20 protein-coding genes are annotated in these 18984 nt (G+C 37.2%); 15 read left to right on the plus strand and 5 right to left on the minus strand.

The genetic code is table 11. The features are described 5' to 3' along the window. Window positions 1–319 precede the first annotated feature (319 nt). Window positions 320–1723 (plus strand): FAD-dependent oxidoreductase, encoded by a 1404-nt coding sequence (locus ACLFMM_RS04585; protein ID WP_410807534.1) that lies wholly within the window; start codon window positions 320–322, stop codon window positions 1721–1723. Beyond that, window positions 1716–2720, plus strand: a complete 1005-nt coding sequence (gene rtcA, locus ACLFMM_RS04590; protein WP_410807552.1) for an RNA 3'-terminal phosphate cyclase — start codon at window positions 1716–1718, stop codon at window positions 2718–2720. Before ACLFMM_RS04585 ends, rtcA begins: the two co-directional genes overlap by 8 nt. A gap of 4 nt (window positions 2721–2724) precedes the next feature. Here rtcA and ACLFMM_RS04595 read toward each other — a convergent pair whose 3' ends face one another. Further along, window positions 2725–3360, minus strand: a complete 636-nt coding sequence (locus ACLFMM_RS04595; protein WP_410807553.1) for an RNA 2'-phosphotransferase — start codon at window positions 3358–3360, stop codon at window positions 2725–2727. A gap of 206 nt (window positions 3361–3566) precedes the next feature. Between ACLFMM_RS04595 and ACLFMM_RS04600 the strand changes: the two genes are divergently transcribed. Then, a complete protein-coding gene (locus ACLFMM_RS04600) occupies window positions 3567–4703 on the plus strand; it encodes an OB-fold nucleic acid binding domain-containing protein (RefSeq protein WP_410807535.1) in 1137 nt (378 codons plus the stop codon). 6 nt (window positions 4704–4709) lie between these two features. Here the strand turns inward: ACLFMM_RS04600 and ACLFMM_RS04605 are convergent, their stop codons facing one another. Further along, a complete protein-coding gene (locus tag ACLFMM_RS04605; protein ID WP_410807536.1) occupies window positions 4710–5165 on the minus strand; it encodes a hypothetical protein in 456 nt (151 codons plus the stop codon). A 341-nt stretch (window positions 5166–5506) separates the two neighbouring features. Here ACLFMM_RS04605 and ACLFMM_RS04610 point away from each other — a divergent pair, with 341 nt between their 5' ends. From ACLFMM_RS04610 to ACLFMM_RS04645, 8 genes are all read left to right on the plus strand, one after another. Continuing rightward, complete coding sequence (locus tag ACLFMM_RS04610; RefSeq protein ID WP_410807537.1) at window positions 5507–6046, plus strand: hypothetical protein; 540 nt, start codon at window positions 5507–5509, stop codon at window positions 6044–6046. Between the two features lie 168 nt (window positions 6047–6214). After that, window positions 6215–6901 carry a cyclic nucleotide-binding/CBS domain-containing protein gene (locus ACLFMM_RS04615; RefSeq protein ID WP_410807538.1) on the plus strand — a complete coding sequence of 229 codons (687 nt, stop codon included), beginning with the start codon at window positions 6215–6217 and terminating at the stop codon, window positions 6899–6901. Window positions 6902–6956: 55 nt separating this feature from the next. Next, window positions 6957–7724 carry an HPP family protein gene (locus tag ACLFMM_RS04620; protein ID WP_410807539.1) on the plus strand — a complete coding sequence of 256 codons (768 nt, stop codon included), beginning with the start codon at window positions 6957–6959 and terminating at the stop codon, window positions 7722–7724. An 84-nt stretch (window positions 7725–7808) separates the two neighbouring features. After that, the gene (locus ACLFMM_RS04625) at window positions 7809–8825 is read left to right on the plus strand and encodes a CBS domain-containing protein (RefSeq protein WP_410807540.1); all 1017 of its coding nucleotides are present in this window, start codon (window positions 7809–7811) and stop codon (window positions 8823–8825) included. Between the two features lie 36 nt (window positions 8826–8861). Continuing rightward, window positions 8862–9722, plus strand: a complete 861-nt coding sequence (locus tag ACLFMM_RS04630; protein ID WP_410807541.1) for an HPP family protein — start codon at window positions 8862–8864, stop codon at window positions 9720–9722. Between the two features lie 53 nt (window positions 9723–9775). After that, on the plus strand, window positions 9776–10552 hold the full coding sequence (locus tag ACLFMM_RS04635; RefSeq protein ID WP_410807542.1) for a CBS domain-containing protein: 777 nt from the start codon (window positions 9776–9778) through the stop codon (window positions 10550–10552). Between the two features lie 27 nt (window positions 10553–10579). Continuing rightward, window positions 10580–11749 (plus strand): RNA ligase, encoded by a 1170-nt coding sequence (locus ACLFMM_RS04640; protein ID WP_410807543.1) that lies wholly within the window; start codon window positions 10580–10582, stop codon window positions 11747–11749. 28 nt (window positions 11750–11777) lie between these two features. Beyond that, window positions 11778–12821, plus strand: a complete 1044-nt coding sequence (locus ACLFMM_RS04645; RefSeq protein ID WP_410807544.1) for an EF-Tu/IF-2/RF-3 family GTPase — start codon at window positions 11778–11780, stop codon at window positions 12819–12821. Between the two features lie 6 nt (window positions 12822–12827). On the opposite strand, the gene ACLFMM_RS04650 is transcribed toward ACLFMM_RS04645, so the two are convergent. Both ACLFMM_RS04650 and ACLFMM_RS04655 read right to left on the minus strand, forming a co-directional pair. Then, the gene (locus ACLFMM_RS04650) at window positions 12828–13349 is read right to left on the minus strand and encodes a hypothetical protein (RefSeq protein ID WP_410807545.1); all 522 of its coding nucleotides are present in this window, start codon (window positions 13347–13349) and stop codon (window positions 12828–12830) included. 12 nt (window positions 13350–13361) lie between these two features. Then, window positions 13362–14111 carry an RAD55 family ATPase gene (locus tag ACLFMM_RS04655; protein WP_410807546.1) on the minus strand — a complete coding sequence of 250 codons (750 nt, stop codon included), beginning with the start codon at window positions 14109–14111 and terminating at the stop codon, window positions 13362–13364. A 173-nt stretch (window positions 14112–14284) separates the two neighbouring features. On the opposite strand from ACLFMM_RS04655, the gene ACLFMM_RS04660 reads away from it, so the two are divergent. After that, window positions 14285–15325, plus strand: a complete 1041-nt coding sequence (locus ACLFMM_RS04660) for a stage II sporulation protein M (RefSeq protein ID WP_410807547.1) — start codon at window positions 14285–14287, stop codon at window positions 15323–15325. A 1-nt stretch (window position 15326) separates the two neighbouring features. Here the strand turns inward: ACLFMM_RS04660 and ACLFMM_RS04665 are convergent, their stop codons facing one another. Further along, window positions 15327–16361, minus strand: a complete 1035-nt coding sequence (locus ACLFMM_RS04665; protein WP_410807548.1) for a methionine synthase — start codon at window positions 16359–16361, stop codon at window positions 15327–15329. Between the two features lie 142 nt (window positions 16362–16503). Here ACLFMM_RS04665 and mtaA (ACLFMM_RS04670) point away from each other — a divergent pair, with 142 nt between their 5' ends. From mtaA (ACLFMM_RS04670) to ACLFMM_RS04680, 3 genes are all read left to right on the plus strand, one after another. Further along, window positions 16504–17520 (plus strand): methylcobamide:CoM methyltransferase MtaA, encoded by a 1017-nt coding sequence (gene mtaA, locus ACLFMM_RS04670; protein WP_410807549.1) that lies wholly within the window; start codon window positions 16504–16506, stop codon window positions 17518–17520. Between the two features lie 2 nt (window positions 17521–17522). Next, window positions 17523–18548: a methylcobamide:CoM methyltransferase MtaA gene (gene mtaA / locus ACLFMM_RS04675; protein ID WP_410807550.1), complete on the plus strand. Its 1026-nt coding sequence runs from the start codon at window positions 17523–17525 to the stop codon at window positions 18546–18548. 66 nt (window positions 18549–18614) lie between these two features. Further along, on the plus strand, window positions 18615–18851 hold the full coding sequence (locus ACLFMM_RS04680; protein WP_410807551.1) for a hypothetical protein: 237 nt from the start codon (window positions 18615–18617) through the stop codon (window positions 18849–18851). Window positions 18852–18984: the final 133 nt, after the last annotated feature.

An 18984-nucleotide genomic window follows, 5' to 3' on the forward strand; every position in this document is an offset into this window, starting at 1 on the left:
TTCTGATACGTTACCTGGTTTCTGACTTGTTTCATTTGTTTCATTTGTTTCATTTATCTCTGAGTCAACCTCGTGAGCAGTTGCGAAAAGCAATGCACCACTAAAAACAACTATAATCAGCAGTATACCGATACCTTTGTATATGGATAAATCTGGCAAATATAATCCTCCTCTATCTTATTGAGGAACAATTTCGCAGGAGACTTGATAAAATTATTCTTTTTGTTAGGTAATCGCCTAACATCGTCTGAGGTCTTAAATTTATTTAAACAACCATGCAAGCAATACGCTTAATAAACAACCTTGATTATTAACCAGTATGGTGGGGAAAACTGCAGAGAATGATACCAGAAAACAAAAATTAGTTATCATAGGAGGGGGCGCTGTTGGGATGGCTGTTGCGACCCATGTTAAGCGCCATGGAAACTACAACATCAAAGTGTTATCAAAGGATTCACATACTGCCTACAGTCAGTGCGGAATGCCTTTTGTACTTGCCGGTGATATTGAAAATTTCAATAAACTCATAGTCAAAAACCTCCAGTTTTTCAAAGATATGGGTATAGATGTCCAGCTCAACGCGCAGGTGGATTCCGTAGACCTTAAAAATAAAACAGTTCATACCGGAAATGAAATATTGAGATACGATAAGCTTGTTATTGCTACAGGAAGTACACCGTTTATACCTGAAACCCTGCAACCGTTTACCACATATAACAATGTGTTCACACTTAGAACATTATCGGATGGAATGAAAATTCAGGAAAAATTAAAAACCGCAAAAAATCTGGTGGTTGTTGGTGCTGGTGGTGTAGGGGTAGAAGTCGCAGTAGCTGGTATGAAACAGGGGATCAACACAACCCTTATCAACAGAAGCAGCACCATTTTATCCCATAATCTTGATTCCGATATGGGAGAAGTTGTTCAGAATTACCTTGATTCAAAGGGTATCAATCTATTAACAGGCTACACACTGGTATCCATGAACGGTTCAAACAGTGCAGAATCAGTTACTATCAAAACAACTGTTACTGGAGAGGATATGGATATACCTGCTGAGGCTGTTATTATATCTACGGGTGTAAATCCTGAAATTTCACTTGCAAAAAACGCAGGTACCTCTGTAGGTGATAGTGGAGGTATCTTAGTTAATAACCAGCTACAGGTGAAACATAAAGATAGTTATCTTAGCGATGTATTTGCAGGCGGTGAATGTGCACAGGTTTATGACTTTGTTACTGGAAATCCCTTTATCAGCCAGCTTGCAAGTACTGCGAGAAGAATGGCATCTGTAATTGCCGACAATCTTCTGGGTATACCGACAACTTTTGGTCCAATTACAAATCCGTGGGTTGGTGTAATTAAAGATTATCAGGTAGGTAATGTGGGGCTGACAGAAAACACCGCACATAAGAATAATATAAAGATTACAACCGGTTCATCAACAGGAACTACAAGGGCAGGATATTATCCCGGTGGATGTAGCATTTACATCAAACTATTGTTCAATAAAGGATATCTTGTAGGAGCACAGGTCATCGGTGGAGAAGGTGTGAAAGAAAGAATCGATGGATTATCCTTTGCAATAAGGAAAAAAGCTACCATTTCTGACATGTTGAGAATGGAGACATGCTACACTCCACCAGTGTCTGAACTGGTAGACCCTATGATATATGCAATAAAAGATGCATATAAAAATATGGATGAGCAGGAACATGATTAAAATCGATGGATCATATGGTGAAGGTGGCGGTCAGATTGTCAGAACTGCTGTTGCTCTATCTGCTGCAACCGGTAAAAACATAAAAATTCACAGCATACGCAAAAACCGTCCAAATCCGGGACTCAAACATCAGCATGTAAAGACCCTTGAAACTGCTACCCGTGTATGTAATGCTGAAGTTACAGGAGTATCTTTAAATTCATCGAGTGTTGAATTCTTTCCAGGGGATATAAAAGGGAGTTGTTTCCGTGTCGATATCGGAACTGCCGGAAGTATCACACTGCTTTTGCAGTGTATCATGCCCCTAGTAACCCAGACTGCTGAAGATATACAGCTTGAAATTACAGGTGGTACAGATGTTGCCTGGTCTCCAACCATTGATTATCTTAAATATGTAACTGTTCCTGCCCTGTCAAAAATGAGGTTTTCGTGTGATATCAATACCATCAGACGCGGATATTATCCGGTGGGTATGGGGGTTGTACATGCAAACCTGAAACCAAGCAAACTTCACAAATTTGATTTTACAAGCTACAGACCCTCAATTTCTAAGATTTCCGGGATGTCCCACTGCTCAAATCTGCCTGAACACATTGCTCAGAGACAAAAAAAATCAGCATCCCAACATCTCAACACTCGAAATTTTGATTCTGACATTCTTACCGAAGTCCTAAATAATCCATCTACCGGTACAGGTATTACCCTTTGGAGAGGATTTTTTGGTAGTAGTGAACTGGGAAAAAGGGGTTTACCGGCTGAAAAAATTGGTAAAAAAGCTGCAGAAAACTTAACCATGGAATTAGAATCTGAAGCTACAGTGGATATACACCTGGCTGACCAGTTGATACCCTATATGGGACTTTTCCCTGGATGCTCTTATACTGTCAGAGAACTCACTAAGCACACGAAAACAAATATCTGGGTAACAGAACAGTTTCTTGATGTAAATTTTAAAATAATAAAGGAAAACAATCTGTTTTGGGTGTCTTCCTGTTAAATGCTTAATTATATTCATCCGAACTTGCAACAGTTAAATAATCCGATGGTACCTCTTCTGTCAGAACAATTTCATCTGTTGCAGACATAAACGATATCCCTTTATCCCGTGCAGCTTCTGCATCTATCCTAATTATAACTGGATTTTCTGTATGGATCTGTGCAGCGCTCCTTGCTTTATTAAAGGATGTACTGAGATGGACATACTGCTGATGGATTGGTTTAATGCCTTTTTCAAGAACCATGTCTGCTTCTTCCTGACTTATACCATAGTACAGATATGGAAGTTCGCATCCGGAATGGTCCAGGTCAACATCTACAGAATGTCCATAACATGCTCTTATGTATCCGTTATCAATTTCATATCTGTTTTTGACATCAGATTCAACAAGAGATATTAGTGATTCTTTAGTAACCCATTTATATCTTCGTTTTAAAGTATTACAGAAATGCTCTAGGTCTACCCATCCTCTGCCATCCATTTCAAGACCTGCAGCCTTTGGAAAATGTCTAAGAGATCCTGAAACGAATTTTCCCAAACGTTCTTCAGAGCGGTCGTCCATCACATACCTACCTCTTGTTTCGCACTCTGGACAGACTTCACCTCTGAAGTATCCATGTTCGTTACATTTGCGAATCATAGTACCTGATGAAAACAATATCATTTATTGTTAATATATCTTGCCAAAAAGAAAAATATAGGACGATTTTGTCCCTATATTTTATTTTTATCAAGACGAAAACTACTTTAAACTGTTCCATTTTTGTATTGGGACTATTGTATACTATTCAATAACATATTAAATTGATAGTTACTTTTAATAATCAATCCGTCACTGGTGTTACCATGAATGAAACTGAAGAAATCGATAGTATTTATGATAAACTTGAAAATACCATAAGCAGAGAAGATTTTCTATCCAAAGTCGATGAAAAAGTGGAACAAATGAGTGGCCTTTGTGATAAAAAAACAGCAGCTTTGCTTGTTGCCAATGATATGGGTGTTAGTGATACAGGAAATGATGTAGTTAAAATATCAGATATAAAACCGAACAACAATGTTCATTTTATTGCCAAAGTAGTATCTGTTTTTAATACCAAGAATTTTAACCGAAATGACGGCACCGAGGGAAAAGTCGGAAATCTAGTAGTCGCAGACGAAACCGGGTCCATCAGGCTAACACTGTGGGATGATAAAGCCGGTTTAATTGAATCTGAATATCTCGAGGTTGACCAGAACCTACAGATTAGCGGATACGCAAAAGAAGGGTACAGAGGTCTGGAAGTACATATTGGTCAATATGGTACAATCAATGAGTCAGATGAGCATGTAGACACATCAGCCAATTCCCTGAAAATTAAAAACATTGAAGACGGAACCGGAGATATCAATTTGCTGGGTAAAATATTGAATATCTGGGATGTAAAAACTTTTAAGAGAAAAGACGGTTCCCAAGGACGTGTCAGCAACCTGCAGATTGGAGATGACACCGGAAAAATCAAAGTCACACTATGGGACGATAAAGCAGACCTTGTGAAAGGAATTGATTATGACGACACTGTAGAAATAATCAATGGGTTTGCACGTACAAACAATTATAATCAGGAAGTAGAAATCCAGATTGGAAACCACGGATTACTAAAAAAGACAAATACTCCAGTAGATTATAAAGAAGTTTTCACTTCCATCGACGATATTGACGCATCTTCTAAAAAACCCTACTCAGTTGAAGGTGCTGTTTCAGGTATTGGTGATATAAAGGAATTCACAAAAAAAGACGGTTCAATTAATACAGTTGCAAATATTTATTTATCAGATGATACCGGTCGAATAAGGATAGCTTTCTGGGGAAAAAAAGCCAATTTAATAGACCAGATGGATATTGATACAAAAATACAGATTATAGATGCGTATTCGAAAACTGGTTTCCAGGATGACGTTGAATTAAGTGTAGGAAACAGAAGCAGGGTTATTATCTTATAACCCTCTTCAATCCGTAAATTTCGATTTCAAACGTTTTATTAACCCAGGTTTATTGCCTCTTGGTCTCAGGTGGTCTGTAAGCCGAAGTTTTTCATCTTGTTTCTGTTCCATTGTATTTATTTTATAAAACATTGAACTTATTTGATTTTCCTTGTTTTTAAGCTGGTTGTCCTTTTCTGCCAGCTGGTTATCCTTGTTTTGCAGTTGTAAATCTTTGTTACCAAGCAATTTGTAAAGCCTTTCTTTGTCCTTTTTTAGCTCTTGGATTCGTTCTTCATATAATGAGACATCTACATTATTATTTGTGTCCTCAGATTGTGAAGTTTGTAGATCTTTGATTTCTGGGCCATAAAAAAACTGTCTTAACGCCTCGGTAACACAGTAGGTTTGACTGTACTCTGATTTTTCAATTAAGTCTTTATATTCTTTGGGAATACTTGTATTAATTTTAACCTTTGACATACAGTTAAAATATTGTACACATATTATAAAAAAATAATAGTTTTGACCACATAGAAAAAATGTACGATGTGATGCCAGGAGAACATATAAAGATATGATTGGATAATATTTGATTCTGATATACATTATGTACCAGTTACAAACACAAAAATATATCAAACACTTATAAAGTATATCTTGATATATTAGCCCATAAAACACACAAACTGCTAATATGGTCGCAAATGGTTTGATACAAATTTGACCAAAAGTTTCCAGTTGATGACGGGAGGGGTAATGGAGAAAACGTGATTCAAAAAAATGGCTATTTACAAAAACCAGTTGATAGCGTGTGAAAAACGATGACAAAAAATAATTATCTCTATTGTCAAAAAACAGACTTAGAATGTATTCATCCACGTGGTGATTGTACACATTGTCCTGTGAACAATGCAGATGAATTAAACAGAAAGACCATTGAAAATGAAGAGTATAACGAAAAAGAACTGGAATCAGGAAACTCAAAACTGGAAAAAGAGGGCTACATTACAACCAGAAAGGAAGATGGATGTCTGAAAATCGCTTCGATAACAGAAAAAGGGAAAAATAAACTGCCAAATGACCTATTGGAAGAGTTGAGTACTGATTTGAATATTGATGAGATGTTATGTACACAGGCAGAAATACTCAGAAACAGTCCTGTCTTCTGGAAACGCATCCTGGAGCTTCTTAAATTCGGAGTGCTTAAAAAAGAAACAGTTGAAAATGTAAACGTACTGGCACTTATAGGATTCATTGGGATTTTTGATAGTTTAGAAACAACACTTACAGAGAATGAAAAGGCATTACTGGACTGGCAAATCGATGGATTTATAGATATGTGTATGAATTTTACACAATAATTTTTTTGAATTTGCCCATTTATAATTTTTTCGATTCATCCATTGCTACTTGTACATTGTAGGAGTTTTTTTATTCTGGCTTAAAAAAAACAGTAAAATAATAGTGCAACCCTTATGGATTACAAACATCTATAAATACCATCGTATAAATATTCTCTATTGGTGGGAATGAAATGTGGGCTGATACTAAACAATTCAATAAATGAAGTGATACCTATGGCTTTAAGGACTCAAAAAGACGTTGAATCCGGTAAAACGTACAAAGAACTCGAAGACGATTTGACAGTTCATGAAATCATGAACAGAAACGTATATACAATTGATATTGATTCGAGTGTGGTAGATGTTGCTCAGATTATGAGTAAGAACAATGTGGGCAGTATTATAGTTATGCGAAATAGCGACCCTGTTGGTATTATAACAGAAAGGGACATGGTAAAAAAAATACTGACAGGTGACATAAGACCTTCAAGAATAACTGCTGGGGAGATTATGTCTTCACCACTCATAACCACCAAACCCTCAACCAGTGTGATCGATGCTGCAGAATTGATGGTAAAGTCCAATATCAGAAGACTTATAGTAATGCAGAAAAACAAAATTGTGGGGTTCATTACAGATCGGGATATACTGACCATCTCATCAGGGCTTAACACAATTTTGAAAAATTTAATCGAAATGAACCAGGAACAATATTTCCCTGTAAACTCAGATACTGAGGTCGCCAGCGAACAAACCGAATTTTCCCAGAGTTTAGAGCAAGGGATTTGTGAATACTGCGGAACATTTTCAGAAAACCTCAAGCTGGTAAACGGTATGATGCTGTGTGAAAGCTGCCGTGATGAAGAGTATTAATGAAGATAAATAAACAATTAAAGATTATATTAATGATAGTTAAAAGGTGGATTACATGACTGTAGTAGAAGATATAATGGTAAAAGACCCGGTAAAAATAGGTGAAAATGACTACATAACTCATGCAAGACAGCTAATGCGAGATTATTTTTTGCGAAGTCTTCCGGTTGTTGATGATTACGATTCCAACCGTGTAACAGGCATCCTTACAGATCAGGATATCCTTAATGTTACATCCACCAAATCCAATTTAACTGTAAAGGGTTTTGAACGTGCCATCCCTACTATACTGCCTGAAATGGACATATTAAAAGTATCAAAACTGCTGATTGATGCAAAATTACACATATCACCGGTGATGCTATCAACCACTGACAAAAGACTTGCAGGAATTATAAGTAATCGTGACCTGCTGGAAAATATCAACCCTTCAAAAAGGTCACCAAAAACAGTAAGCGAAGTTATGACTGACAGGGTAAAAACATGTTATCCTGATGATGAGGTTTCAAAAATATGGAACAATATGCTGGACTGGGATTATACCGGCATACCGGTGGTTAACCGCAAAAACGAACCCATGGGCATGATTACCAGAAGAGATATAATAACATCAGGACACGCAAGAATTAATTCATCTGAAAAAAGTCTTAGGGTTGAAAAAATAATGTCTACACCAACCTATACGATAAATCCGGACACATACATCACAGAAGCCATAGACAAGGTGATTCACTACGATGTCGGAAGGTTAACTGTTGTTAACAACGATAAAGTAGTTGGAATTGTGGATAGAAATGACCTGCTGGAAGCATGTTTAAGGTGACTTCGATTCTTATTCAAACAACGCCTCCTTTATACATAAACCGTATGGTTTAGTCTGAAGAAACATTGAGCGGAAATAATTCAGGTGATTCCTTTGGATATAAAAGATAAAAGAAATAGAGCTTCAGAAAATAAAGTAAGAATGCAAGAAAAAATGCATGCACAGGATAAAGCAAAAACATCCAAGAAAAAGGATCCCCAGCTACATACAACCGATGGAATCCAAGAACTTGGACCTGTAGACTTTCAGGGACATGAAGCAGAACATGAAGGAGATATAATGGCTATTGCCAAAAGAGATGTTATTACCTTCCCTCCAACAACAACTATAATGGGCGCAATTAAAACGATGATGAAAAAAGGCTTTAGGCGTATTCCTGTTACAGACGCCGGTACCAATCGTCTTGAAGGTATTGTTACTTCAGTTGATATTATAAATTTCATGGGTGGTGGAGACAAAAACCTGCTTGTAGAGAATCATTACAATGGAAACCTTATGGCAGCAATAAATGCAGAAATACGTGAAATAATGGAAGATGATATCACATATCTACACGATACTGGCAGTATAAAGGATGCTCTTGACATTATGAACACCAAAAACATCGGTGGTCTGCCTATTGTAGACGATGATAACCGTGTTTGTGCAATCTGCACAGAGAGAGACTTATTACAGTTTATCGATGGAGTTTACACAAACAAAACTGTTGGAGAATATATGAGCAAAGATGTGATGAAAGTAAAATCCGACACATCCATCGAAGAAGCTGCAAAAATCATGATGAATGAAGGTTTTAGAAGGTTACCTGTGGTTAGGGATAGTATATTACTTGGGATTGTTACCGCAACAAATATAATGAATTACCTTGGAAGTGGAAAAGCCTTTGAAAAACTCATAACCGGTAATGTACATGAACCACTAAATGAACCCATAAGCTCATTAATTACAAAGGATGTTGTATGGACAACTTCTGATATAGACCTTGGGAAAGCCGCAGGGTTCATGCAGGAGAACAATGTAGGTTCTTTACCGGTAATTGACAATGGTAAATTCATAGGAATCATCACAGAACGCGATTTCCTGAAAGCCATTACTGAATAAAAATTGATTTTAAAACAAAAACAAATGAGGGAAAAGATGAATGTAGAAGACATCATGAGTTCACCGGTTTATGTGATAAAACCTAATGATACTGTAGCCCACGCAAGAAATCTGATGCTAAAACACAAAATCAATACACTTGTAGTTGCCGATGATGAAGAACAATTAGTGGGTATTGTTACAATATCTGATTTGAGCAGGAAAAAGGCTCAATCAGGACCCATGTGGAAGAAAAGACCAGTGGATGATGTATTAATCAATAGAGTAATAACCGAATCACCATTAACAATTTATCCAAGTGCATCGATTGCACAAGCTACTAACATGTTGCTTGAGAATGACATAAGCAGTCTTCCTGTCATGAACAAAAAATTGGTAGGCATAATTACAAGAACGGACATTGTCAAACATATTGCTGAAAATGAACCACTGGATGGTAAAGTTTCTGACTGGATGACCAGAAATCCGATGTTTGTTCACAGACACCACACAATAAACCATGTTATTGACGAAATGAACAAGAACAACATACATAAACTCCTCGTAGCAAATGATGTTGAAGAAACCGTGGGTATGATATCAACCAGAGATCTGGCACTTAATGCCATTACAGACAATGAAGGAAAAATTGCATCCAAAGAAATAAAAATGGCTCGAAAACCCAATACAGCAGGTCAGAAGGTATACCGGGATGTAGAAAAGGTTTCAATTGTAGCAGAAGATATCATGACAACAAAACTACACTTTATAAACAGCGATGATTCTATCAGTAATGCCGCAAAAATTATGATTGATGAAAATGTTCAGGGCTTACCTGTTAAAGAAAGTGAAGATATAGTTGGATTAATTAGCAGAAGTGATATACTAAGAGCTATACAGGACCAGAAACCTGAATAATTAATAACCAAATAATAAAGTTTACACCTAAAATAGATTAAGAGGTCTCAGATATGCAAGTTAAAGACATAATGGTGGAACCACCTACCATCGATAAATCTGATACGACGTCCCACGCACTTGATGTCATGGAGAAAAAAAACACACGCAGGTTGCTCGTAACCCATGATGATAAGATTATGGGTATATTAACCATGAGAAACCTCACAGAAGAGCTTGGAACACGGAAAAAAGGTAACAAACCTGCATCCTCATTACATGTCGCCACTGCTGTTTCTGATGGATATATCAAAGTTTTGTCTGATACTGATATTAAAGACGCTGTGACTTTGATGAAAAACAAGGGCAAAGTAATAGTGGTTATGGATAACGATGACATTCTTGGATGGATTACACCGGAGGTAATATTGAAAAATTATTACTTTGATGGTTATGCAGGAGAAATAATGCAAAAGAATCCACTGAAAGCAAACCCCGGTGAACGTGTGATTCATATTAGACATCAGATGCTTGAAAATGATATTGGAAGAGTGCCTATCGTCGAGGACGGAAAAATTGTGGGAATTGTTACAGAAAAAGATATTGCAAAATCCATGCGTGCATTCCGTGACCTTGTTTCTGATAACAAACAGGATTCCAGAATACGAAACTTAATCATTGAAGATATAATGACAAGAGGTGTCAAAACCGTTTATACAAACACGCCTACATCAGATGTTGTCAGAATGATGATTGAAGAAAACATCGGAGGAGTACCTGTAATCAACCTTGAAGACGAACTGGTGGGTATCATTACAAGAAGAAACATTATAGAAGGATTAGCTGACTGAATTTGAATAAAATTTAAAAATGCAAATATGAGTGATGAATCCACGATTAAACTTGATATAGATGGTGCGGCAGAATTTCTTAATCTGCCCCCATCAAAGATCAAAAAACTGTTGTCCAAAAGAAGGATTTTGCAAAACTGGGGTAAATATCAACATCTATTCAGATTTGATAAAAAGGTATCCAAAATCGATAGTGGAACTGTCTTGTATCAAAACAACGAATACTTTGAATTAATAAGAGGTTTCCCCAAAATAAAAAGAGCAATGGCTGTTGAACCTGCTGTAAAAAGCCATTTTTCGGATATCGATACTGTTGCTGTTGAAGAAAAAATGAACGGTTACAATGTAAGGGTAGCAAGTATCGATGGTAATGTTACTGCATTTACTCGTAGTGGTATTGTCTGTCCCTATTCCACAGAACGTGCAAAATATTTGATCGGACATGATTTTTTCAATGATTACCCAGAACTTGTTCTTTACGGAGAAATGGTTGGTCCGGATAACCCTTATGTTCCTAAAAACATCTACAATATCGAATCCCTTGATTTTTTTATATTCGATATAAGATACAAGAATACAGGGAAACCTCTACCAGTGCATGAGCGAAGAAAACTCATAGATAAATACGGATTTAGGCAGGTAAAACTCTTTGGGGAATATCGTATCGATAACGCTCCTGAGAAAATCATAGAGATTATCAAGAAAATAGGAAAACAGGAGCATGAAGGCGTGGTTATCAAGGACCCACATATGCAAATAAATGCAATAAAATACACGAGTTCTGAAAGTAACTGTGCAGACCTTAGAGAAGGATTCAAATTTTACAACGATTTTGGAAGAGACTATTTTTTCTCAAGAGTAATCCGTGAAAGTTTCCAGTCGGTAGAATGGGGAGAAAACGAAGAAGATTTCCAAAAACGCTGTTTACAGCTTGGTAGAAGCATCCTTGAACCAATGAGCAGGACCATAAAAAAGGTTTCAGAAGGAAAAGAGATTCACGAAGATGTACATATCCGTGTTAGTGAACCTGAAACAATCTATGAATTTGAAAGGCATCTTAAACGTATGGGGATAGATGCGATATTTGGTACTCCTCAACAGACAGAAAACATGTATCTGGTTAAAATCAGAAAGCTGAACCAGAGTACCAATGACAAAACAAAAGCAATCTGGAATGGTAGTTTGTGGAAAAGTTAAAATATTATTCTGGATGTAGGGCAAAGGCATGACGAATGTAGCAATCATTGGAAGTCAGCAGAGCGGAAGAACCAGCCTTGCATCACATCTGGGAAAAAAGGAAAGTGAGTCGGATATTACCAAATACGAGTATTCCAAAGGAGGGAGAGTACTCACAACCATAGATGTAAACGGGTACCCGGAATCCATAAAACCATTTGTGACAGCCCTCAACCTTTCAGATATTGCTCTGGTCTGCATACCCCCTGAAGGACTCAACGCAACTATAGGAGAGTGCATAATTGCACTGGACCTCATGAAATATCGACACGGGATTTTCGTTTTAACAAAATCAGACACTACTTATCCTTATGCAGTTGATGAGTTAAAAGGAAAAATCAAGAAAGTTACAACAGGTACAAATCTTGAAAATTGGTACTGCATTTCAATATCCACATCTTCATTTGAAGGCATGGATGAAATCAGGGATATGATATTTGATATGGGTGATACCATAACAGAAGAAAAAAAGGAACTTGATGATGAAACACCAAGAGTTGTAGTAGACCAGGTTTTCAATGTTACTGGTATCGGATGTGTGGCTCTTGGATCGGTGTCACAGGGTACCATACATACAAAGGATAAAATGTATATGTATCCTTTAAACAAACCACTAGAAATACGTTCAATACAGATGCATGATGAAGATAAAAAAAGTGTCGGATCTGGTTCGCGCGTAGGATTGGCCTTAAAACATGTTCAATCAAAGGATATTGACAGAGGATTTATAATATCCAACAATGAGACTGTTGCCACTGATTTTGTTCTAAACTGCACTCTTACCCAGCTAACAGACGGTTTTGCTGTAGGAGATGTTTTGCACCTGTTTACAGGTCTCCAGTCCGCCCCTGTAAGGGTTGAGAAAATAACCACAAACGGCAACAATATGGAACAGGCGAAACCCGGGAATGAGTACTTGGTAGATTTTTCAGGTACAAAAGAAATTGCCTACAATAAACCTGACCGGTTCATAATAGCCAATCTAAACAATGATAAACAAAGATTTGTAGGTTATGGATTTATAAAAGAGTAAAATAATTCATCGCTTTTTTGTAAATGGTTTAAACCCTTTTACATTTTCAGGTTTGTCAAGTTTTTCAGGTTTTGAAAGAAAATCAGGCAAATCCAGCATGGTTGGTTTCTGAGCCGGTGTATGGATACATTCATAATTGTTGTTATATTCACAACCAAACCCACTTTCAAAATAAGTTTTTGTCTCCTGAGTAGATTCTAGGCCAGGCGAACCCTGTGATGTTTTTGCTCCATCTTCAGACCCTTTTTCCTCTCTAGACAAACTGGCATATAGATTCCGTTCTTTCTCCTGAGATCCGTCTCTTTTTCCTTTAACATAATACCGATGTACATATTCATCCAAGTTATACATTTTAGAGAGTGAATATAATTTGGAATACTTTTCTGTAACCCATCCCAGTTCAGAATGTTTATTGTAACCTACCTCAAAACCAAGATCATAAACTTTTTTCAGGATTTCCGTTTTCTGGGATTTTCCGGTGTTAAAGGATTTTCTGTTATCTCCACTTTTTTTGAAAAAATCTATCATATCAAACCCCTGTCAGTTCAACTGATTGGCAATTTTTAGACCTTTTTCAGTGAATTCAAGATTGCGCATATCACAATCATGCTTGGTTCCCCGCATCTTTATAATCTGTAAAGCCCTTGTCATTGTTTTCTGATAAAGGAAATTATGCAGGAAAATGACCCCATGGGACGAGAACTGCTCTGTGGTATAGGATGTAGGGTCTACCATTTCTGACAGCAGTACTGTTGTGCATCCAAGGTTTTTTAAACTCCTTATAAATCGGCTCATCTCTTTTTCTTCCAGTGAACGGTCTTTGGTTGTAAAACGTATGGCTGAAACTGAATCAATTACCAACCTTTTGACATTGTATTCCATAACATAGGCGGTAATTTGTTTAAATACAAGATTTGGAGATGGGGCTTCTGACTCTATCGGAGCACATCCAACCTCGTAATTTGGTGATATTACCTCATTCATTTCATCTGTATACCCATATTCTATCCTTGGACCAAGATCTGCAAAAAGGAGTTTTTTCTTTTTAATAAGAGATGGGATACCAAGTTTATAGTTTGACATATCATCAATAACATTTTGAGGACTCTCATTCAATGTTATGTATAAACCAATTTCACCATTCACAGCGCCATGTGTTAAAAATTGGACTCCAAAAGTTGTTTTTCCACTGCCTGGTGGTCCACTTAACAGATAAACCCTCTCTGAGAGCAGACCCCCTTGAGTTAGTTCATCAAATCCTGGTATACCTGTCTGTATTCTTGTAACCATGACAGCAACCTCACATTAAAGCACATATTAATATAATAATATGCGTACAAAAGATATTTTAATCCATCGATATATTTTTAATTTGATACAAATAATAGTATTAACAAAAATTTATAAATTTGAATACAGTTTAAAATAGTATTAAATTGAGTTACTGAGGGTGAATGTAGAATATGGATAGTTCTTTTGATAAAACCTTAAACGACGAAGATACATCTGGTGAAAGATTTTGTACCCAAAAATCCGATGTTTTCTGGTCCATAAAACTGTTTATGCTATCTGTTATTTTTACCTTTTTACTGGGATTTGGGATCTATCTGGTTATGAATTTTTTTTCAGATCCTGAAACTGTGAACAATGCCGTTTCCACAGCATCAAGTACTGCTGTCAAAAAAGTCGAGGTCAGTTCCAGATACATCAGCCTTATGTGGTCGATTTTTATTTTCAATACCATTGCTGCGTTTACTGCATCATTTGGTACAGGATTATTTGTCTACATACACCATGTGCTGATTGGTGACCTGAAACACCGGACCAGGCATCAGAAATATTTGAATGTTTCCATCAAAACAGAACATATGTTTAAACAATTTTTCAGAAAAATACACTACATCACCGCAAAAACAGATTTGGGTCAAAAGCAGACAAGAGATACTATCCAAGATCCTAAATATTCAATATGGCATTACAGCGGATTTACCAGACAAGATTACCAGAAAATTGCCCAAATACTCCCTCATACTATACCTGTAATAATAATTGTTGTCAATGGTATGTTGATTGGGTTGCTTCTGTCCTATTTTATTTTTAATGGAATACTGGAGGGATACGAAGTTATGGGATTGAAAGGAGTTGTCATGGGCAGCATCTATTCATTTTCTTATTGTATTTCTGCAATTTTACCCCATGGCATACTGGAACTTCCTGCACTACTTCTGACAGCAGCTATCGGACACAGGTTTGCAAAGGTACAATCCAACCTAGTTTATGATAAAAGACTATTTTTTGGAAGTGACATTAAAAACATAAACCAGAGTCTTGAATATGTAGATTCCATCACAGGGGTTTATCTAAAATCAAAACCCCTGTGGCATTTATTTATTCCAGTAACAGTTATGCTACTTGTTGCTGCCTATATAGAAGTCTACATAACTCCTGAATTTATAGAAATTGTCATGGATACCATGGATAATGTAATATTGAAACTTAATTGATTCAACAATTACTTTTAAAGTTTGCTATCCCTTTAGCAACATTGGTGAGCAGACGGCTTGCTATTTCCTGGGTTGGCCATGATCCAAGACCACAATCCGGTCCAGCATATTTGACGCGGTCACCAAACATATTGCAGGCTTTTTCAAGTCTTTTTGTTATAGTCTCAGGGGTCTCTATATCAGTGATGATTTCTTCAAACCTGTCCATATCCTTCCATACATTGATATTGTACTTTTCATTGAGTATAGCGGCAAGATTGAACACATCAGTACGTGCAACTCCGACTCTCAGGTATGAATCTGTATCTTCCAGTAGCTTTTTATCAATAAGTTCCAGATAATCAGGGTTCGCGGCTGATTCCACACCTATAACGTTTATTGAAGGTGTTCTGGCTGCTAGATGATAGTGGATAGGCGAATGAAGATGGATTTCTACATCTGCTCCCAGTTTTCTTGCTGATTGTGACGCAGTGGTTAATGCTTCAATAATCTCGGAATCACTAAACATTATCTGTGGATTGATTCCTATACTTGGCTCATCGATGGATATTGTCTTGACATAGAAATTTTCCGCTGATTCGATTGCTTTTTTGGCAAATCTATCAACACTAACTGCCAACAAATTCAATATATCGGTATATTCGGTACTTCCAAATTCTTTAAGATATAACTCCAATGGTCCTGTAATACATACCCTGATACCGAGTTTTTCTCCGTTTTCCTCTCTGTATTTTTTGGCTGCAGGTTCAATTGCCTCAAGTTCCATTATCCTTGCACAATCTTCCTTGACATCGTATGGTCCATTGAAACATTCGGGGTCGTTGATTATGGACAAGAACTGTTGATTCATATCCTGAAACTGGGGATAATTGGGAACCTGTACTCCTGCATCGATTTTTTTCTGAAAAGTATCATTGATAACATAAAATAATTTTTCGTCTTCTTCCCGAGTGGAAAAAGCATGAGCTAACCATTCCTTTGTTACCCCTTCTGGTAACGGGTAACTGCCGATTTCATCAAAAATTATCTCAGTCATGAACAATAACTTATTTTAGATAATATTTATAATTTTGGCGTGGTTTTGCAGATTCGTTACAAAAAGTCTGTCTTAAAAATAATTACTTAAACCAGTATATATATATCATTGAAATATTCACAATAAACTAGGTCAAAACACCATGAATCTAAGAGATAGACTTATTGATTGTCTGGAAAGAAGAGAAGTGGATAAAGTTCCTGCCCTATCGGTCACCCAGACAGCAACTGTTGAACTCATGAGAATGACAGGGGCAGAATGGCCGGAAGCCCACAGTGACCCTGAAAAAATGGTAAAACTGGCACTTTCAGGGCATGAAATTGCAGGTCTGGAAGGGGTCAGGTACCCGTTCTGTCTTACCATCCTTGCTGAAGCCCTGGGATGTGAAATTAATATGGGGGCAATGGACATCCAGCCTTCGATAGCATCTAACCCTTATTCTGGTACTTCTGAAATACCGGAAGTTCCTGATGACCTTGTGGACAGGGGCAGAATACCTGTCATGTTAGAAGTAACTGAACTGCTCAAAAAAGAAGTTGTAGGAAATGTTCCGATTATAGCCGGGCTGGTTGGTCCAGCAACTCTCACCGCCCATTTGATGGGAACATCCAATTTTTTGATAGGGTTTCTCAAAAACCCCGAATATGTGAAAAAATTCCTGGATTTCAGTACAGAGGTATGTATCAAGCATGCTAACAACCTTCTTGAACACGGTGCTGACGTGGTATGTATTCCCGATGGTATTGCAGGTCCTGATCTGATTGATCCTGACATGTTTGAAAGTTTCATAAAACCGAAATATCAGAAATTCTGCAGGGATGTCAAAGGAATTAAAATATCCCATATGTGTGGTGATATTGATGCTATACTGGAACCACTGTCAAGATGTGGTTTTGAAGGGATAAGTGTTGAAGAGAAAATAACCAACCTCCGAGCTGCAAAGGAAATCCTTGGTGGAAGGTCAAAACTTATAGGTAATGTTTCAGCTTCAGGTACCATGTTAATGCACAGTTATGATGATGTGAAAATTGAGGCAAGAGGATGTCTGGAAGAAGGAGTAGATGTACTGGCTCCTGGATGTGGTATCGCACCCGATACACCGTTGAAAAACATAAAGTCACTGGTGGACGCTAGAGATGAGTACTACCAGAAAGGATAACAATGGATGAAATAACACCAAGAGAAAGAATGTTTAGGGTAATGGATGGAAAAACCGTTGATAAAACTCCTGTAGGGTCATTTACCAGCATGGCTCCTGTTGACCTGATGAATCTGTCAGGTTCATCAAGACCTGAAGCTGACACTAACCCCGAAAAAATGGCAACATTGGCAATATCAGCCTACAAATTTGCTGGTTTTGAAACGGTAAGGTATCCGTTTGATATGGTTACTCTGGGCGAAGCCATAGGATGTGAAATCGATATAGGTACAAAAGAAAGAACACCATCCATAACCGATGAATTATCTAAAGAGTCAATTGAGAAACTTGAAGTTCCCAATAATCTTCTTGAGAAGGGACGGATACCGACGATACTGGAAGCTTCCAGAATCATCAAGGAAGAAGTTGGAGATGAACTTCCTACTATTGTAGGAGTTGAAGGGCCTATTGACCTGGCATCTAATATCGCAGGTATAAAAACTTTCATGAAATGGCTGCTTAAAGACCGTGCAAGAGTTGAAAAACTACTGGATATATGTACTGATGTTTGTATTGAATATGCAAACGCATGCCTTAAAAATGGTGCTGATGCGATTTGTATTGCAGAAGCTGTTGCTTCACCGGATTTACTTCCTCCATATGATTTCGAAAATCTCCTAAAACCTAGATACACAAAAACTGCGAAAAAACTTGATGGATACTGTGTGCTTCATGTTTGCGGAAAAACGGATAAAGTTGTTCCTCATATGGTAGAGTGCGGATTTAATGGAATCGTTATTGAAGAGAATATCCAAGATTTGAAAACGGCAGTAGATACAGCACATAAAAATAATAATATCGTTATCGGGAATGTATCCACTTCAGAGACACTGTTTAACGGAACCCCTGAACAGGTAAAATCAGAAGCTTTTAACAGTCTGAAAAATGGAGTTGATGTACTGGCTCCCGGATGTGGTATTGCTCCGGAATCACCACTTGATAACCTGAAAGCTTTGGTTCAGGCTCGAAACGAATACTGTGAACTCTGAGTGATGCAGAGAAAGTTATATCAACATGACAGTAGTATTTCTTTAATAGGGGAATATTACAACCTTATGGGGAAAATCATACTTACCACAATTTGCATAATGACATTAATAATAATAATAATTATTTCGGAATGCCTATCATCCACACCTCCCGATACTCCTGGTAATGAAATAGATGATAATCAGACTGAAACCAGAAACTACCAGGGTGTTGAGCTCACTCCAATTGACCAGCAGCAAACTAGAGATATAAAAGGTATTCCTAATATCAATATAGATTCCTACAGGCTTCAAATAAACTGACTTGTAGAAAATCCGGCTCTGTAGAAAACCTTTATGATAATTAAAATGTCATAATTTACTATAGACCTGTGGATGTTATACAGGATCAGTTTTGTTTTAACTTCTTTTACTTGATTTCTGTATTTTCTTGCTT

Source organism: Methanohalobium sp. (assembly GCF_046546175.1).
Taxonomy (GTDB): Archaea; Halobacteriota; Methanosarcinia; order Methanosarcinales; family Methanosarcinaceae; genus Methanohalobium.

Bases quoted from the DNA above. Each gene is read 5' to 3' on its own strand.
- ACLFMM_RS04620 (WP_410807539.1), top strand. From the start codon at position 6,957: ATGACTGTAGTAGAAGATATAATGGTAAAAGACCCGGTAAAAATAGGT.
- ACLFMM_RS04680 (WP_410807551.1), top strand. From the start codon at position 18,615: ATGGGGAAAATCATACTTACCACAATTTGCATAATGACATTAATAATA.
- ACLFMM_RS04640 (WP_410807543.1), top strand. From the start codon at position 10,580: ATGAGTGATGAATCCACGATTAAACTTGATATAGATGGTGCGGCAGAA.
- mtaA (WP_410807549.1), top strand. From the start codon at position 16,504: ATGAATCTAAGAGATAGACTTATTGATTGTCTGGAAAGAAGAGAAGTG.
- rtcA (WP_410807552.1), top strand. From the start codon at position 1,716: ATGATTAAAATCGATGGATCATATGGTGAAGGTGGCGGTCAGATTGTC.
- ACLFMM_RS04655 (WP_410807546.1), bottom strand. From the start codon at position 14,111: ATGGTTACAAGAATACAGACAGGTATACCAGGATTTGATGAACTAACT.
- ACLFMM_RS04665 (WP_410807548.1), bottom strand. From the start codon at position 16,361: ATGACTGAGATAATTTTTGATGAAATCGGCAGTTACCCGTTACCAGAA.
- ACLFMM_RS04630 (WP_410807541.1), top strand. From the start codon at position 8,862: ATGAATGTAGAAGACATCATGAGTTCACCGGTTTATGTGATAAAACCT.
- ACLFMM_RS04600 (WP_410807535.1), top strand. From the start codon at position 3,567: ATGAATGAAACTGAAGAAATCGATAGTATTTATGATAAACTTGAAAAT.
- ACLFMM_RS04585 (WP_410807534.1), top strand. From the start codon at position 320: ATGGTGGGGAAAACTGCAGAGAATGATACCAGAAAACAAAAATTAGTT.
- ACLFMM_RS04635 (WP_410807542.1), top strand. From the start codon at position 9,776: ATGCAAGTTAAAGACATAATGGTGGAACCACCTACCATCGATAAATCT.
- ACLFMM_RS04650 (WP_410807545.1), bottom strand. From the start codon at position 13,349: ATGATAGATTTTTTCAAAAAAAGTGGAGATAACAGAAAATCCTTTAAC.
- ACLFMM_RS04645 (WP_410807544.1), top strand. From the start codon at position 11,778: ATGACGAATGTAGCAATCATTGGAAGTCAGCAGAGCGGAAGAACCAGC.
- ACLFMM_RS04605 (WP_410807536.1), bottom strand. From the start codon at position 5,165: ATGTCAAAGGTTAAAATTAATACAAGTATTCCCAAAGAATATAAAGAC.
- ACLFMM_RS04595 (WP_410807553.1), bottom strand. From the start codon at position 3,360: ATGATTCGCAAATGTAACGAACATGGATACTTCAGAGGTGAAGTCTGT.
- ACLFMM_RS04615 (WP_410807538.1), top strand. From the start codon at position 6,215: ATGAAATGTGGGCTGATACTAAACAATTCAATAAATGAAGTGATACCT.
- ACLFMM_RS04610 (WP_410807537.1), top strand. From the start codon at position 5,507: ATGACAAAAAATAATTATCTCTATTGTCAAAAAACAGACTTAGAATGT.
- mtaA (WP_410807550.1), top strand. From the start codon at position 17,523: ATGGATGAAATAACACCAAGAGAAAGAATGTTTAGGGTAATGGATGGA.
- ACLFMM_RS04660 (WP_410807547.1), top strand. From the start codon at position 14,285: ATGGATAGTTCTTTTGATAAAACCTTAAACGACGAAGATACATCTGGT.